Genomic DNA, 16,881 nt, shown 5'->3' with positions numbered 1-16,881 from the left:
GAGGCGATACCCTTAAGTTATCAATATGGCTATGAATCCCTGAATGAGCCCGATAATCCCCCCAAGGAGGACCCCTAAATTAGTAATCATTTTTAACTCGCTTTTTATTATGGAAAAGACCATTTCTTCCAATCGTTCTACCGAAAAATTGCTGACTTGTTCACGGACAATTTCAGCGAGACGAAGTCTTTCCATGAACATTTCAGTTTTTCCTGAAAGCCAATCAGAAAGCATCTGAACACTTTTAGGAGCCAGTTCATCTATTAATACAGTCCTATAAGGGGCCATAAAAGATGATAAAGGCGTTTTAAATAAACTCTCCAGATTAATGACCTTATGGGCAATATTCTTTATTACTGAAAGAATCTGTTCTTTTTCAAGCTGCTCTTCAATAACTGCAGCTTCCATTTCAAGAACTTTACTCCACTCATTTTTCAAAAGGGTTGTAATCAAATCCGACGTTCCCTCATTACTTAAAAACTTTATGATTTCCGGCTGAATTTTATCTGCAATATTGATGTTCCCCATGAACATCTGCAGCATGTTGCTCAGCATTCCGCTGCGTTCACGGACAAAATCATCTGCCATTCTTTGAATTCTCATTTTGCCTTCAATGCTGGAAAAATAATCAATCCCCTTTTGAAGGATCGTTGAACTGATTGCCGGGATTTTTTCATCCATTTTATCCAAAAGAGTCTGAGGAATAACATCTTTAAGGGGCCGGCTCCGATATTCACTAATGATTTTTTCATATTTCTGCTCAATTAATAAGTTAATGCGGTTTTCTGTTTTCGCTTGCCCATCCGTGATTCCAAACGCTTCAAGTATGTCTTCTGCTGATTTTTCCGACAGCATGATAGTTTCAAGCTCTTTTTGTACCAGCCCAGTCATATCACGCTGAAATTGAGCATTGATGAACTTTTTCTTGATGCTTTCCGGTGTCAAAAGATGATTGACAACAAGCTTACCCATCTGATCAGCCATTTCATCCCGTCGTTTAGGAATCAGCCCCGGGGTAAATGGCACCTTCCATTTACCTATGTAAACGGCATTATAAGGTTTAAAGAGCATTTTAATAGCCAGGTAATTAGTAAACCCGCCAATGAGAGCCCCAATTAACATCATCAAAATTATTGTCATTGCAATTTCCATACTCATCTCTACCTTCCTTAAGTTACAAGCGCCTCTCCAGACGCACCATTTTATTGCCCAGAACATACGATATGGCATCAGCTTTTGCCTATTTTTTCATTATACAGTGAAAACTTAGTCAATGGGAGTTTTGCACTTTCTGCCGCAGGTTAAAATTAGCATTCAATTTGTACACAGCATGCGGATTTTTTGAAAAGGCTCAAATAAAGTTTAGCAAATGAGGAATGATCATGTCAGTTTCTTTATTGCCTATTACGATTGTTCCGGTAAAAATGTTTCAGGAAAATCAATTTCGCATTAAAATTAGCCATTCTCTCGTCCATTACTGGAATATTGATTTGCAAATGCCCCATTTGCTGCAGATCGGCAAGCACACCTTTCAGATAACCATTGAAGGAGCAAACATTACGAAAGATGAGCTTGGTTTCAGTGAGCCGCTTCTTCAGGAATGCTGCTTGCCAATTGAAGATCTCCATTTTGTTGCCAGTTATTCCAGAAAGGACCTTACTATTACTGCCGGACCGATTATAGGGCTGATGACAGATTTCAATGATAATGGCGAAGAGCCTGATTTCCGCTCTATTCATTCTTTTTGCGAAGAATTGCATGAAGTGGTTTCAAATATGGGAGGGTTTTTTTATGTGTTTCACTTTCGGGACTTCATTGCAGGCAGTCTGCATGGATACTGCCTGCAGGATAGAAAATGGATAAAAAGTCCGGTTCCTTTGCCGAGTGTAATCTATAACCGGATTCACTCCCGAATACTTGAAGCAAGTACCTCTTTTCAATCATTTAAAAACAGCCTTATAAAATTTAATATCCCAGTGTTTAATGACCGTTTTCTATCAAAACAGGAAGTTCATGACCTGCTCTTTTCTGAGGATCATATGCAGCCTTATCTGCCTGATACGGCCATTGCAAATGAACAAACCATCAAAGATATGCTGGCCAGACACAGATTATTATTCCTAAAGCCCGTCCACGGCAGCCAGGGCCGGAATATTATCAGGCTAAGTTTAAACGGCGAAGAAATCATGACAGAACTATCGACCGGAAACGGCAGGGAGAATACAATCACTTTCAAAAATTATACCCGTTTTGTACAGTGGTTCCAGCAATACCAAAGAAAATCAATTTTTCTGGCTCAGCAGGCCATCCCTCTGCAAACCTTTAAAAACAGGCAGCTTGATTTCCGGGTGCTCTGCCACAAAAATTTTCAGGATATCTGGAAAGCCACTTCTGCAGTGGCAAGGATTTCTGCTGAGCAGCAATTTGTTTCAAACATTGCCAGAGGCGGTGAAATCATGAAGCCTCTCAGAATTTTCTCGTTGCTGTCTGATCAGAAAACAGCGGTTCAGCAGCTGGCCTTATTGAAAGAGCTTGCTGTTGAAACAGCAACAATCATCAGCCAGAAATGCGAAGGGCTTGTCGGAGAACTCGGAATTGATATTGGTTTAGATACAAATGGAAAGCTATGGATCATCGAAGTGAATTCTAAGCCCTCTAAAAATTTCGAAGACAAAGAAAAAAGAGTAAGGCCATCAGCCAAGGCGCTGATCGAATATGCAACGGCTTTATCATTTATCCAAAAAGGAGGATTACAGCATGCTTTCATTCGGAATCATGACATTGAACAAACGGAGTGAACAGCCATATTTTATGGAATTGGCCAGAAGAGCTAATGAATATAACATTAACTGCTTCCGGTTTGTGCCTTCAGATATCAATCCTATTACAGAAAGAATTACAGGTGATTTCTATAACCCTGCTTCAGACGGATGGGAGCCAGCAGAATTTACAGCGCCAGAAATCCTTTATGATCGCTGTTTTTACGGAAATGATTCCCACTCGAAACAATGCATGTCCATCGTGAATTGGCTCAAGGCAAGAAGTGACATCCAATTTCTTGGCTACGGCTTGCCTAATAAGCTTGAATTATATGAAATCCTCTCCTGCACAAACATTTCACCCTATTTGCTGAAAACAGCACCCTATACTGATGCTGACAGGTTCTTAGACAGCCTCCTGCCTGATCATCCCCTCATATTAAAACCCGCTAGCGGTTCACAGGGGCACGGAATCTATTATATTGAGAAAACAGGCAAAAACATTCTTGTTAAAACAGATAAAAAGAATGCTCAGGTTTCCCGCAGCTTTGAAAGCGCTGAAAAAGCAGCGGGCTGGCTTAATAACCTGACCGCAAAACGGCAGTACCTCTTCCAGCCATATGTGAATCTATCGAACAAGGAAGAACAGCCCTTTGATATAAGGATTTTGCTTCAAAAGGACATGAATGGCACCTGGAAGGAGCTGGGCCGGGGCATCCGGGCAGGCAGAAATGGCGGCATCGTTTCCAATTTAAGCACTGGCGGCAGCAATATTTCTTTTGAGGACTGGATTATTGAATACCCATCTTCATTGAGGAGTTTTCTTTGCGATGAGCTTTATGACATTATCGATACTCTTCCCGCTGCGCTTGAACGAAAGCTTCCTCCGCTATTTGAAATAGGAATTGATATTGGAGTGGAAAACAACGGCTCCATTTGGATTCTGGATATTAACTCAAAACCAGGCAGAAAAACCATCCTGAACAGCCAGCCTGAAAAGAAGGAAGAATTATATACTGCTCCCCTTCACTATGCCAAATTCCTGGCAGCCAATAAGGAATTAGAAAGGAGTACGAATCATGAGAAAACAATATCAAATTGAAATTTCCGATTCTGCCTCCAAAACAGTTTATATTCCTAACGAGCTTAACCTTCATACTCATTTGACGAAATTGGCCTTTGGCACATACTCAAAAGATGCCGCTTTCTTACTTCAGAAAACAAAGAAAAACTCCATCGTCATAAGTAAAGATGTGGCAGATGCACTGCATTTCCCTGATCTCAAGATTCCTTTGCATGCATTTGCCAATAAGGGGACACTGTACCTCGGCCCGCTTGTAGGAATCTTCACATCAGGCTTCACCTCCTTTCCTTTAAGGCCAGTCGGGGACCGGACCCTGTTTTTTGCCAAGTTGCTTTCTGTCAAAAAAACGGTTGGAGCAATTCCGTATTTGTTCGGTGACCAGCATATCAACTGGGAACAAGGAACAATCAGGGGGCTTTTCTATCATGAGGAAGGATGGGAAACGTTTGAAGTGCCTTTTCCGAATGTTGTATATGATCGGCTTCCTAATAGGAAAAGCGAAAGAAGAAACGAACTTAAAGAAGTTCGTGACCGCCTGCAGAAAGACTATTTAATTCCCTGGTATAATCCTGGATTCTTTAATAAATTGGATGTTTATGAAAGACTGCAGAACGATGAGGATATTAGTCACTACTTGCCGGAAACCCACCCTTTTTCTTCATTTTCTGTCATTGAAAGAATGCTGGCTGATTATGGTCATGTTTTCCTAAAACCGATTAATGGAAGCCTGGGGCTTGGAATTCATCAAATAATTTATGATAAAAAGGATGGGCATTATTATTGCCGGTATAGAGTTCGGGATGAAAACCGCCTGAGAAAGTTTAACAGTCTGGAAAATTTGATGGGGAATATTTTTGCAGGACGGAGTTTAAGCCGGATGCTTGTTCAGCAGGGAATCCACTTGCTCCGCCATGAACAGAGGACAATTGATTTCAGGATTCATACGAATAAAGATGAAAATGGGGAATGGAATGTAACAGCTTCAGCTGCAAAAATGGCTGGACATGGCAGTGTTACAACTCATGTTAAAAGCGGCGGTGAAATCAAAACCCTGGAAGAGTTGTTTGAATCCGATGCTGAAAAAGCGGCAGCAGTGGAAAAATTGAGTGAGGCGGCATTAAAAATCAGCAAGGCCCTGGAACGGAACATGGAAGGAATCATTGGTGAAATCGGCTTTGACTTTGGATTGGACCGAAATGGCCATGTATGGCTTTTCGAAGCAAACTCAAAGCCTGGCAGATCTATATTTAAACATCCTCAACTCCGGGAGTTCGACTTTCTTACCCGCAAGCTTTCGCTTGCATTTGCAGTCTTCCTTGCCGAAGCATCCATTATGAAGCCCCAGGAAATATTCAGATGAAGATTTATTATGACTGGGCCAGCAGGACATGGTTCAGCAGCACCAGCTGTACACTTGGAAGGGATCCTCATCCTTTAAGCACCATTGGACCGAAGGCGGAACAAAATTTGATTTCCTTTTCATTGTCAATGCAAAACGATAATGCAGGACCGGTGATAGGAATCCTGACCGGAAAAGGAAAGGACCAGTCTATCGCAGGCAATGGCCCTTTATTTAAGGCACTGCAGAAAAACATACTACAGCAAAATGGAGTTTCCTTTGTATTTACGGCAGAAGACCTGGAGGCGAATTCCGTAAATGGCTATATTTATTTTCCCCAGCTGGATAAATGGATTGAGGCAAGGTGCCCTCTTCCTCATCTTGTCTACAACAGGGTGCCTTTCCGGAAAATTGAAAAAACAGAAGCCTTTCATAAAGCGAGCCGTTTTTTTAAGGAACATAATATTCCATTTTTCAACCCGGGTTTTCTGGACAAATTCGAAGTTTTCCAGTTATTTAAGGACCATCCCCCGCTGCAGGAGTATATTCCTGAAACCATTCTTGTCTCAGGTCCAAAAGAGCTTAAGAACTTTATCCGCAAATATAATAATATCTACTTAAAGCCCGCAAACGGGTCCAAGGGCAAAGGGATTTATCATTTAAGCCAACTGGGAAATGGAATGCGATTGAACGGTCTGCACGATTCATTCAGTTACACTGATTATAAAAATTTCTGGAACCAATGGGGTATTCTCCTGACGAATAAACCTTATATGGCACAGAAAGCGATCAGCCCTGCCAGAAAGGAAGGGAAGCGATTTGATTTTAGAATTCTGGCCCATTTCAGCGAAGGCAACTATTCTGTTACAGGGATAGGCATCAGGCAGTCTAAGGACCAGGATATTACAACACACATACCGAATGGCGGTGTAATGATTCCATATGAAAGTGTCCGTACGCAAGAACATGATGAGTTTATTCATTCTGCAGTTGCGGAAGCAGGAAAGCTCCTTGAGAAGACAAAAGGTTTTTATGGAGAATACTCTATTGATGCAGGATTAACTGACCAGGGCACTTATGTAATTTATGAAATAAATTCCAAGCCAATGAGTTTTGATGAAGTCTGGATAGAAGAAAAAAGAATTGAAGAACTGACCCGCTTATTTTTCTCGCTGGCGGGGTTCTGGCACATCAATAAAAATAGCCGTACACCATAGTGTGCACGGCTATTTTTATGCGATTTTTTACAAGTGCCATCCAAAACCGCAAAAGGATTAATAAGTCGTTACAGGGCTTTTCGCTGTCTTCATTTTATCTTTTTTAGAGGCACTTCCGGCGAATGATTTAAACTGGTCTTTAAGCTTTTGGCGTGCCTCCGGATTTCTCATTAAATAAGCTGCTCCAAGTGCCATGGCTGACATCATAAATTTATTGTTTCTCTTCATCATCTTTGCCTCCTTTTAATGTTAAAATGTTTCTATATCTATTCCATTCCCCTTTTGAGGAACATTAAACGGGATATTACAACATCTGGAGGAATCCTAATGCTGACACACTTTCAATTCAAACCTTTATATGAAAATAAACAATTGCCGGGATGGACATTTTCTTTTTATTTTAAAAAGCAAAAAATGACTGGCATCTATCATCCTGACGGCAAAATTGAATGGACTTCCGGTGACCCCGCCGGGCAGGAGGATAGCCTGAAATCCCAAATCCACGAATTAATGTTATTTCATGTGTATGAATGAGAAAAAAGTTAGAGGATCCATGTATGACCTTATAGCTCTTTTGGAAAAATAATCCCGCCAGGATATATCATTTAAAGGAGCGATTCAAACATGGATAAGAAACGCCAGGTTTCAGAGGACGTGAACTATGAAGGCAGGGACAAAGCTTATATGGATATAGACAGAATCATAAACGAAGGTCTTTCTGGAGGCTCCGTTCATGGACGCGGTGATGATGTTAATATTGAACAGGCTAGGGAATTGCATGAGGAAGAACCTCCAAATGAGGCAGACTAATATTAAAAGGCACCTGACTTCAGGTGCCTCTTAATACGGATTAAATTGTATTAATTCTGAATTAGATACCGTTTAGCTCCTGTACCATCGGCTTTCGGGTCTAAGCCAATCCACCCAAAAGGTTAAAGTACAACCTTTCAGCACGCTCGTCTTATGCTTGAGTCCCACAGGACAAGGAAGGCTTCGTCAGCATAAACATTGCACGACCGAAAGCGGAGCTTTTGGGAGGTGTGAGTCATGCAGACACTGCCACAGGCGTGGCGTTTTTAGTCTGAGTTCCTTTAATAAGCGGGCGCCTTCCGCTTTTTTAATCATCTGCTTTTCACAATCATATTCACTGCTTCCTGAATTGCATTCTCCGCATTTTTGCCTTCGTCAGCAGCTTCCCGAATGCATGTCTCAAGATTTTTAGCTACAATATATCCCATTGCACGGTCAACTGCAGAACGGACGGCAGATAATTGCGTTACAACATCCTTGCAGTGTTTTTCTTCTTCCATCATTCGGATAACACCCCGCACCTGCCCTTCCAGCCTCTTCAAGCGGTTTTTCATTTCCGGTGAATATTCCATGAGTCTCCCCCCTTACACTTTCAATTCACTTTATAGAAACATTCACAGAATAAGTTAATTTTTTCAATTAAATTATAACTGCTATAATATAAGAAACACAAAAATTTATCAAACTAAAGGGTAATGATATGTTAAAAAAATTACATGACCAATATCCGGGCTCTCTGCTTGAAAATGAAAAACCTGATTTTAGCTTTTATTCTGATATGTACTGGCTTCATCATGAGGATTCAGGCCAATGGCTGGGCATCCCATCTCAAGAGGTATCAGCAGACAGTCTGATGGTCTTAAAAACTTTATTTGAATTCCATGACTGCTCCATTCACCATGCTCCCGCTTCCCAGGCCTGGTTTCAATACCTATTTTCCAATGGGGAAATTCCATCATTAGCAAAAGATGTTCCGTACAGGCTTGTTCAATTTAAGATGTCTGAAGGCGATTGGATACGCGAGGATATGGAAGCTGCTTTTAAAGGTTTTTTTGAAAAGGACATTTTGATTTTATGGAACGGACCAGCTAGAGGAGTCATTGTAGAGGAAGCTAACGCCCCACTAGCCGAAGAAGAATTCCTTGCTATTTCCAATGCTTTTGAAAGCGATTTTTTTGTAAAAACGGCCTTTTACATCGGCATTCCGAATAGGTTCGAGGCACATTTGCGCAATTATTTTAAAGAAGAACAGCGTTTTTTTGAGCAAGCCTCCTCTTTGCTTCCAGCCGAAAAGGTGCTGAAATACGAAACGCTATTTCCATCTCTTGTCACCGGAAGTATGGATGCAATTTTAAAAAAGAGCCTGCTTTCACGCCTTTCTTTACTGCAAGAAGACTCTGAACTTCTGCACACCATAAAAGTTTTTTTACAGAACAGCTCCAACGTTTCATTAACTGCGAAAAAATTGTATGTCCACCGAAATACGCTGCAATACAGGCTGGATAAATTCACTGAGAAAACCGGCCTTCAATTAAAAGATTTCAACAGTGCCCTGACTGTTTACTTAGCTTGTTTGCTGGTCGAGCAAAAATGATTGAGCACATTGCATAAAAACGCTTTCAGCTTTTTTGTGCAGTTTGGCCATATGGGAAAACCCAGATATCCATTAAACTGTTATTAAGAAAAGAATATTGGGAGGCAACCCTGATGGCAGAATTAAAGCTCGATAATATTTATAAAATTTATGACAATAAAGTAACGGCAGTAGAAGATTTTAACCTTCATATACAGGATAAAGAGTTTATCGTATTTGTCGGTCCTTCCGGCTGCGGTAAATCCACAACTCTCCGTATGATTGCTGGCCTTGAGGAAATTTCTAAAGGCGACTTCTATATCGATGAAAAACGTGTCAACGATGTCCCTCCAAAAGATCGTGATATTGCAATGGTTTTCCAGAACTATGCACTTTATCCGCATATGTCTGTATACGATAACATGGCTTTCGGTCTTAAGCTCCGTAAATTTCCAAAAGACGAAATCGACCGCCGTGTTAAGGAAGCAGCTAAAATTCTTGGTCTGGAGCCTTATCTTGACCGCAAACCAAAAGCATTGTCAGGCGGTCAGCGACAGCGTGTAGCCTTAGGCCGTGCGATTGTCCGTGATGCAAAGGTATTCCTGATGGATGAACCTTTATCAAATCTTGATGCAAAGCTTCGTGTTCAAATGCGTGCAGAAATTGCCAAACTTCATCAGCGTCTTCAAACTACAACCATCTATGTAACCCATGACCAGACAGAGGCCATGACAATGGCTACCCGCCTGGTTGTTATGAAAGATGGAGTGATTCAGCAGGTTGGCGCACCTAAAGAAGTTTATGAGAAGCCTGAAAACGTATTTGTAGGCGGATTTATTGGTTCACCTGCCATGAACTTCTTTAATGGAAAGCTTGAAGACGGCAAGTTTGTCATTGGCAAAACTCAGATTGCTGTCCCAGAGGGTAAAATGAAGGTGCTTCGTGAACAAGGGTATACAAGCAAAGACATTGTCCTTGGCATTCGTCCAGAAGACATTCATGATGAGCCGGTATTTATTGATGCTTCTGCCGGTTCTAAAATCAATGCCCGCATTGACGTTTCCGAACTGACTGGGGCTGAAACAATGATTTACTCAAGCATCGAAGGCCAGGATTTTGTTGCACGTGTTGATTCCCGCACAGATATTAAGCCAGGCCAAAATCTTGAGCTTGCTTTCGATATGAATAAAGCTCATTTCTTTGATGCAAACTCCGAAAGAAGAATTCGTTCTGAAAAAGAATAATATTGAAGCCCCGTCGAAGACGGGGTTTTTTAATACTGTCAGCTCCATTCTACTCTTTGATAAACTTTACTGAATCCTGACCGCATGATGGACACTTCAGCAAATGCGGACATTCTTCCCTTTGATAATCCTGGGGATAGCCATCTTCCAGTTTCATCTGGTCAATTGGCATATAGGCACTGTAATCATCGTAAAAATCCATTACTCTTCCACTGTCCTCCATACTGCTTCCACAGGTGCTGCAGGTTGCTTCCAGTTTCTCAAACCCGTTGCAGACAGGGCATATCGCCATTTCCAATCCTCTCACTTTCGTTAACTTATCTGATATTTACTATGGTTTGTTTGTTTAAGCTTCGTTATGTAAAACTCCTAATCAGAAAGTCTCTTCAGGAAAAAATTCCCGATTTTCTAAAAGAATAAACTATAATAAATCAAACATAATAGAGAGTAACAAAGCGACATCAAGCACTCGCAAAAAAAAACGATGGGTTACGCCAGGCAGTGGAGCAGGATAAAATCCTTGCGCTGGTGCAATTCCAGCTAACCCAACCAAAAAACCAACACTTATATTTCGAGGAGGAAATCACATGAACAACCAATCATCTAGCAGAAGCAATTCCTCAAACCAATTATTAGTACCAGGAGTATCACAAGCACTTGATCAAATGAAGTACGAAATCGCTACTGAATTTGGTGTAAACCTTGGTGCAGAAACAACTTCTCGCGCTAACGGATCTGTTGGAGGAGAAATCACAAAACGCCTTGTACAAATGGCTGAACAACAACTTGGCGGCGGTTCTTTCTAATAAAGCAAGATAACAATTGAATAAATATGGCTTTGGCCCTCCTTTCTTAAAGGAGGGCCATTTAATAGTTAGATCATTTTTTCGGGTACTACCCAATTCTCATATTGTTCTTCAGTAATATAGCCAGTTTTTAATGCTGCTTCTTTCAATGTTGAATTTTCTCTAAATGCGAGTTTTGCTATTTCCGCTGCTTTTTCATAGCCAATATGCGGATTAAGTGCTGTTACAAGCATTAGTGACCTTTCAACATGCCCTTTAATCACTTCTTTATTAGCTTCCAGTCCCATCATGCAATTTTCATTGAAAGAGGCCATTCCATCTGCAAGAATTCTGATGCTTTGAAGAAGATTATAAATTATAACAGGCTTGAACACATTCAATTCGAAATTCCCCTGACTGGCAGCAAATCCAATCGACGCATCATTTCCAAAGACCTGGCAAACCACCATCGTAAGGGCTTCACTCTGTGTCGGATTTACTTTGCCTGGCATGATTGAACTGCCAGGTTCATTTGCTGGTATCGATAATTCCCCAATTCCGCTGCGCGGCCCGCTTGCGAGCCAGCGGACATCATTCGCGATTTTCATTAAATCTGCTGCAAGCCCCTTCAATGTGCCATGAACATGGACAATTTCATTATGGCTGGTCAGAGCCTGAAATTTATTTTCAGAAGAGCGGAATGAATAGCCTGTAAGTCTGGATATTTCGTTTGCCATTTCAGATCCAAATGACGTATCTGCATTAATGCCTGTACCGACTGCAGTACCGCCAATGGCTAAGTCAAGCAGGTAATGCTTTGCATCCATCAGCATTTTTTCGTTCTTTTCAAGCATGGCACGCCAGCCGCTGATCTCCTGGCCCAATGTAAGAGGAGTTGCATCCTGTAAATGAGTCCTTCCTATTTTCACGATTGTATTAAAGGCTTCCTCTTTCAATTTGACTGTCTTTATTAATTCCTTTAAGGATGGAAGCAGTTTTTCCTCCACCTCGGTATAAGCTGCGATATGCATGGCAGTCGGAAATGTATCATTCGAGCTTTGAGACATATTGACATCATCATTTGGATGAACTTTAATTTCTTGCTGACCCTTCTTGCCCAGCAATTCGTTTGCTTTTTTCGCGACAACCTCATTTACATTCATATTTGATTGTGTGCCACTCCCTGTCTGCCAGACAGCCAGCGGAAAATGAGAGTCAAATTTATGATCAAGAACTTCATCACAGGCCCTTGTGATGGCATCCTTTTTATCATCAGACAGTTTCCCAAGTCTATTGTTGACCACTGCAGCTGAACGCTTTACCTTAGCAAAAGCATAAATCACTTCCATCGGCATTTTTTCAATGCCGATTTTAAAATTATCCTTGCTCCGCTGGGTCTGGGCTCCCCAATATTTATCCGCAGGCACCTTCACTTCGCCAAGTGTATCCTTTTCAATTCTGAAATCAGCCAAATTTCATACCTCCTTAAATTAACACTATGATTCATATTTATTCTTTTCCCTTATTTCCAAACTTTAATGATAAAAATTGGAATAAAAAAACTGCCGGGCGGTAAAGCCGGCAGCTATGCTTTCACAATAGTATATCCTATGAAGTATCCAAGTACCATAATACTTGCAATCACCAAAGTAATAGAAAGTTCCTCCATATGAATCTCCTCCAGATATGTTTGATAATATCAAAGTACCATGAAATGACTGATCAGAAATTTTTTGCCCAGTACTATTTTGTGTCTGAAAAGTGAAATTTTATTGAACAAAATGTTTGTATAAATTACTTGGAATGCGATTTGCGGATAAATCCAAATTCTCTCGGATATGCTCATCATATCAAAGTAGCCTCAAAACAAAAAAAGAAAGCGCCATCCGGCGCTTTCCTGCTATCCAGCAAGTGTGGATCCTTGCTGGAGCTGATACATTTGATAATATTTACCCTTTTGCTCCATTAATTCAGCATGGTTGCCTTTTTCAACTATTCTACCTCTATCCAGAACGAGGATTTGATCAGCATTTCGGATTGTCGATAGACGATGGGCGATAATAAATGTGGTTCTCCCTTTTTTCAGCACATCCATGGCTTCCTGGATAATCAATTCTGTCTCAGTATCGATGCTTGATGTTGCTTCATCGAGTATCAGGATGGCCGGGTCAAAAGCAAGGGCACGCGCAAAGGAAATGAGCTGCCTCTGCCCGCTGGAGAGCGTGCTTCCCTTCTCGATAACCGGCTCATCGAAACCTTTTTCAAGATGCTGAAAAATCTTATCTGCTCCCACATCCTTTAGAGCCTTCTCCACTTTGTCTCGCGTTATTTCTGGGTCATCAAGACTGACATTGGAAGCAATGGTTCCTGTGAACAAAAAAGGATCCTGCAGGACGATGCCCATATGTTTGCGGAGCTCCTGCCTTGGAATCTGTTTTATATCCATTCCGTCGATCATAATTTTGCCTTCCTGGCAATCATAAAAACGGAAGAGAAGATTCATGATTGAACTTTTCCCTGATCCGGTATGGCCTACCAGAGCAACTGTCTCTCCGTGGTTTGCTTCAAAATTTAGATCCTTCAGCACATATTCCTTCTCTTTATAGCCAAAGTGCACATGATCGAATGTCACATCCCCTTTATAGCGGGATATTATATTATCACTAATATCAATGCCCTTTTCATCAAGCAATTTGAACACTCTTTCACCGGCAACAAGTGCCTGCTCCAGATTGGCCAATTGATTAACAATACCCTGCACCGGCTGAAACAGGCGGTTAATGTAGTCTACAAATGCATAAAGCATTCCGAGTGAAATGACAGATAATGCATTTAGCGACTCTCCCCCAAAATACCAGATAAATGCAACAAAGACCACGTTTCTCAGCACTGCCACCAGATTATGTGAGGTCAGTGAATTGAGGCTCAAAAGTTTATTCTGGAAGGTAAAATGCTCTATATTCAGCTTTTCAAAATCCTTTTGTGTATCTTTTTCGCGGCCAAACGCCTGGATGATGTTCATTCCCTGTATCGATTCGTTCACCATGCCATTGATATCACTCACCCTGGAACGGATTACATGATTGTATTTCGATGCATACTTACGGTACACAATCGCCCAAACATATAAAATCGGGAGCAGGATTAAACAGATTGCAGCAAGCTTGGCATCTAAAATAAATAAAGCGATATAAATACCTGAAATATATATGGCACTTGTAAAAAAGGTTGCCAGTACTGTCACATAAAGCTCACGTATGGCTTCTGTATCATTAGTTATTCGGGCAACCACCTTGCCTGCCGGCAGAGTGTCAAAGTAACTGATTGGCAGTCTTTGAATCTGCCCAAAGACATCCTCTCTCATTTGCTGAATGATCCTATTTGCCGACTTTTGCAGAAAAAACCGCTGACCGTACTGAAAAAAAGCAGCGATGACCAGCAATCCAAAGTAAAAGGCCAAAAGCTGAACGATCTTAGGAATCTCAGGTGAATAAAAAAGCATCAGTTCTTCACCAGTCAAAGCCTTCCCTTCATATGTTTCGGTTTGGCCGCTTTTTTCTATAAGCAGTTTGCCGTCTTTATAGGTTCGTTCTCCATCAAAAGCAATGTCACCCCTGATAAAGACGAATTGGCTTCCTGCCTGCAGGATGCGGGCCTGATCTATTTTCTGCTCACCCTGATCAAGGTTTTTCTCTTTTTTATAAAAATGACCAGCGTATTCTACGGCACCTTCTCCGCCCTCTGTCTGATACCAGACTGATTCTATGCCAAGAATATGGTCATCGATCATTTTCTTGGCTATGAAAGGCCCCGCCAGGTCTGCCGCTACAGCTATCGTAAGCATCAGCAGTGCCGCAATAATCGTTTTTTTATAATGAAGTGCATACCGGATTAAACGCTTCCCAGTGGTCATGAAATCACCTCCTCTTCCTCAGAGACTTGTGTTTGCTGCCTCAAAAATTGTTCCTTGTACCATCCATCTGCAGCCATTAAGTCCTCATGAGTGCCTTCTTCTGAAATTCCTCCTTCATCAAGGACGATAATATGATCAGCGTGCTGGACGGCTGACATCCTGTGGGTTGTAATTATTGTCGTTTTACCCTTGCGGTCAGTCCGGATATTATCAATGATCTTTTTTTCCGTTTTGGCATCAACGGCTGAAAGTGAGTCATCAAGGATCAGAATTTCCGGATCCTTCACTAGTGCACGAGCAATGGAAATCCGCTGTTTTTGTCCTCCTGATAAGGCCACTCCCTTTTCACCGACCAGTGTTTCAAGCCCTTCAGGCAGCAGTTCAAGGTCTTTGCGGAAAGCTGCCAAATCAATTGCCTTTTGCATATCTTCTACAGTCGCGTCCTCTTTTCCAAAAAGGATGTTTTCCCGGACAGTTCTGGAGAAAAGAACATGATCCTGTGGAACGTAACCGATCCATCCCCTCGTTCTTTCAAGCTCCTGTTCTTCAATTGGAACATCAGCAATTGCAAGCATCCCGGTGCCTGATGGGTATTCTCTTAATAGCTGCTTTATGAAAGTGGTCTTCCCGCTTCCTGTTTTCCCTACAATCCCCAGCGTTTCCCCGCGCTCGATATGCAGCTTAATCCCTTTGAGGTTAGCCGTTTTTGAAGAAGGATATTGGAAATGAACATCCTTAAAGGTTACACTGGCAGGCGTTTCAACGATATACGGGGATTCAGGATTCTTAATATCCTGCTTAGCGGACAATGTTTCCTGTACCCGATCAAGCGATGCATTTCCTCTTTGCATAACATTAATTAATTCTCCGATAGCGAACATTGGCCAAATCAGCATGCCTAAATACACATTAAATGACACGAGCTGGCCAAGGGTGATGGCTTGATGGAAAACAAGATAAGCACCATACCCCAGTCCTATAAGATAGCTTAAGCCCACAATCACCTTTATGGTTGGCTCAAAAAGAGAATCAATTTTAGCCACTTCAATATTTTTGTTGTAAACATCTTCAGTGAGTTCATGGAAACGCTGCTGATCTGCTCTTTCCTGCACATAAGCGCGCACCACCCTGACTCCCGAAACAGATTCAAGAACCCGGTCATTGAGTTCTCCGAAGGCATCCTGAGCACTCATAAACCGTGTATGAATCTTCTTCCCGTAAATCTTTATCAGATAAGCCATGATAGGCAGAGGCAATATTGCAGCAAAGGTTAGTTTCCAGCTAACCAGAAATCCCATTGTAAATAATATCGTCAGCATAAATACGCTGGAATCCACCAGTGTCAATATTCCAAATCCGGCTGTAACTGATATAGCTTTTAAATCATTTGTAGCCCTGGCCATTAAATCACCGGTCCGGTTTTTCTCAAAAAATGTTGGGGTCATTTTCAATAGGTGTCCCATAAACTGTGAACGCAGTTTTCTTTCTACCAAAAATGCCCCTCCGAAGAGCTGATACATCCAAATATACGTAATTCCATAGGAAACAATTGTGATAATCGCCAATAAACCAAGGTACTCCATGATTTTAGCACTGCTCATTTCACCCAGATGAATGTCATCAATTGCCATTCCTACAAGCCTTGGAGGCATTACATCAAGGATTCCGACAATGATTAGCAGAGTAATAGCAATTGTGTACCTCTTCCAGTTTTCTTTAAAAAACCAGCTTAATTTTCCTAAAATCGAAAACAACGATCTCTCCCCTTTCCCGCATGAAGCTCAAGTTTTAATCAAGAGCTTTCATACATAAACAGCAGCAAATTTCATAACTAGCCTCCATCCAGATCCTCCGGCAAAATTGTCTTTCTCATTCTTAAAGCATTCATAAAATTATCCTCCTATCCTTGTATTGCTGCCGAAACAGCCGCTTATAAAAGCGTACATATATGGATACAGGCTAAGCCTGCAACTCCTACTTTCAACTTTATATAATTGGACAAAAAAAGACATACCGCGGCATGCGATATGTCTTAATAGACAAAAGAGCACACGTTACAAAATGTAACCTGTGCTCCTTCAAAATGTGCAGGCAGATCCTGTTTACATTTTTATATGCTTTAAAGGATAGGTTACAGATTTTCTTTTTTGAATTGTT

General features: G+C 41.3%; 16 protein-coding genes. 9 read left to right on the top strand and 7 right to left on the bottom strand.

Features of this window, described 5'->3' with window-relative positions:
- Window positions 1–12 precede the first annotated feature (12 nt).
- A complete protein-coding gene (locus tag A361_RS06835) occupies window positions 13–1,158 on the bottom strand; it encodes a DUF445 domain-containing protein (protein ID WP_019381411.1) in 1,146 nt (381 codons plus the stop codon).
- 224 nt (window positions 1,159–1,382) lie between these two features.
- Here A361_RS06835 and A361_RS06830 point away from each other — a divergent pair, with 224 nt between their 5' ends.
- The 4 genes from A361_RS06830 to A361_RS06815 are packed head-to-tail and all read left to right on the top strand — an operon-like array spanning window position 1,383 to window position 6,399.
- On the top strand, window positions 1,383–2,798 hold the full coding sequence (locus A361_RS06830) for a YheC/YheD family protein (protein WP_009331456.1): 1,416 nt from the start codon (window positions 1,383–1,385) through the stop codon (window positions 2,796–2,798).
- Window positions 2,758–3,861 carry a YheC/YheD family protein gene (locus A361_RS06825; protein WP_009331457.1) on the top strand — a complete coding sequence of 368 codons (1,104 nt, stop codon included), beginning with the start codon at window positions 2,758–2,760 and terminating at the stop codon, window positions 3,859–3,861. Before A361_RS06830 ends, A361_RS06825 begins: the two co-directional genes overlap by 41 nt.
- Window positions 3,839–5,203, top strand: a complete 1,365-nt coding sequence (locus A361_RS06820) for a YheC/YheD family protein (protein WP_009331458.1) — start codon at window positions 3,839–3,841, stop codon at window positions 5,201–5,203. Before A361_RS06825 ends, A361_RS06820 begins: the two co-directional genes overlap by 23 nt.
- On the top strand, window positions 5,200–6,399 hold the full coding sequence (locus A361_RS06815; protein ID WP_019381410.1) for a YheC/YheD family protein: 1,200 nt from the start codon (window positions 5,200–5,202) through the stop codon (window positions 6,397–6,399). The genes A361_RS06820 and A361_RS06815 overlap by 4 nt, the downstream gene beginning before the upstream one ends.
- Window positions 6,400–6,456: 57 nt before the next feature.
- Here the strand turns inward: A361_RS06815 and A361_RS30415 are convergent, their stop codons facing one another.
- Window positions 6,457–6,630, bottom strand: coding sequence for a hypothetical protein (locus A361_RS30415; RefSeq protein WP_009331460.1), 174 nt, complete (start codon window positions 6,628–6,630; stop codon window positions 6,457–6,459).
- Between the two features lie 96 nt (window positions 6,631–6,726).
- On the opposite strand from A361_RS30415, the gene A361_RS06810 reads away from it, so the two are divergent.
- Complete coding sequence (locus A361_RS06810; protein WP_009331461.1) at window positions 6,727–6,933, top strand: YheE family protein; 207 nt, start codon at window positions 6,727–6,729, stop codon at window positions 6,931–6,933.
- 90 nt (window positions 6,934–7,023) lie between these two features.
- On the top strand, window positions 7,024–7,209 hold the full coding sequence (locus A361_RS06805; RefSeq protein ID WP_009331462.1) for a hypothetical protein: 186 nt from the start codon (window positions 7,024–7,026) through the stop codon (window positions 7,207–7,209).
- 311 nt (window positions 7,210–7,520) lie between these two features.
- On the opposite strand, the gene A361_RS06800 is transcribed toward A361_RS06805, so the two are convergent.
- Complete coding sequence (locus A361_RS06800; RefSeq protein WP_009331463.1) at window positions 7,521–7,781, bottom strand: metal-sensitive transcriptional regulator; 261 nt, start codon at window positions 7,779–7,781, stop codon at window positions 7,521–7,523.
- Window positions 7,782–7,909: 128 nt separating this feature from the next.
- Here A361_RS06800 and A361_RS06795 point away from each other — a divergent pair, with 128 nt between their 5' ends.
- Both A361_RS06795 and A361_RS06790 read left to right on the top strand, forming a co-directional pair.
- Window positions 7,910–8,803 (top strand): PucR family transcriptional regulator, encoded by an 894-nt coding sequence (locus A361_RS06795; RefSeq protein ID WP_009331464.1) that lies wholly within the window; start codon window positions 7,910–7,912, stop codon window positions 8,801–8,803.
- Window positions 8,804–8,916: 113 nt separating this feature from the next.
- Window positions 8,917–10,026 (top strand): ABC transporter ATP-binding protein, encoded by a 1,110-nt coding sequence (locus tag A361_RS06790; protein WP_009331465.1) that lies wholly within the window; start codon window positions 8,917–8,919, stop codon window positions 10,024–10,026.
- 49 nt (window positions 10,027–10,075) lie between these two features.
- Here the strand turns inward: A361_RS06790 and A361_RS06785 are convergent, their stop codons facing one another.
- Window positions 10,076–10,318, bottom strand: coding sequence for a hypothetical protein (locus tag A361_RS06785; protein ID WP_019381408.1), 243 nt, complete (start codon window positions 10,316–10,318; stop codon window positions 10,076–10,078).
- Window positions 10,319–10,613: 295 nt separating this feature from the next.
- Here A361_RS06785 and A361_RS06780 point away from each other — a divergent pair, with 295 nt between their 5' ends.
- On the top strand, window positions 10,614–10,832 hold the full coding sequence (locus A361_RS06780; RefSeq protein WP_009331467.1) for an alpha/beta-type small acid-soluble spore protein: 219 nt from the start codon (window positions 10,614–10,616) through the stop codon (window positions 10,830–10,832).
- A 68-nt stretch (window positions 10,833–10,900) separates the two neighbouring features.
- On the opposite strand, the gene fumC is transcribed toward A361_RS06780, so the two are convergent.
- The 3 genes from fumC to A361_RS06765 all read right to left on the bottom strand — a co-directional run bounded on the left by fumC (window position 10,901) and on the right by A361_RS06765 (window position 16,478).
- On the bottom strand, window positions 10,901–12,283 hold the full coding sequence (gene fumC, locus A361_RS06775; RefSeq protein WP_009331468.1) for a class II fumarate hydratase: 1,383 nt from the start codon (window positions 12,281–12,283) through the stop codon (window positions 10,901–10,903).
- A 428-nt stretch (window positions 12,284–12,711) separates the two neighbouring features.
- Window positions 12,712–14,724, bottom strand: a complete 2,013-nt coding sequence (locus tag A361_RS06770) for an ABC transporter ATP-binding protein (protein ID WP_019381407.1) — start codon at window positions 14,722–14,724, stop codon at window positions 12,712–12,714.
- Complete coding sequence (locus A361_RS06765; protein ID WP_019381406.1) at window positions 14,721–16,478, bottom strand: ABC transporter ATP-binding protein; 1,758 nt, start codon at window positions 16,476–16,478, stop codon at window positions 14,721–14,723. The genes A361_RS06770 and A361_RS06765 overlap by 4 nt, the downstream gene beginning before the upstream one ends.
- Window positions 16,479–16,881: the final 403 nt, after the last annotated feature.

It is taken from the genome of Cytobacillus oceanisediminis 2691 (genome assembly GCF_000294775.2).
Lineage (GTDB): Bacteria > Bacillota > Bacilli > Bacillales > Cytobacillaceae > Cytobacillus > Cytobacillus pseudoceanisediminis.
Note: the sequence above shows the minus strand (reverse complement) of the source record. Positions and strands in the feature narration are given on the sequence as shown.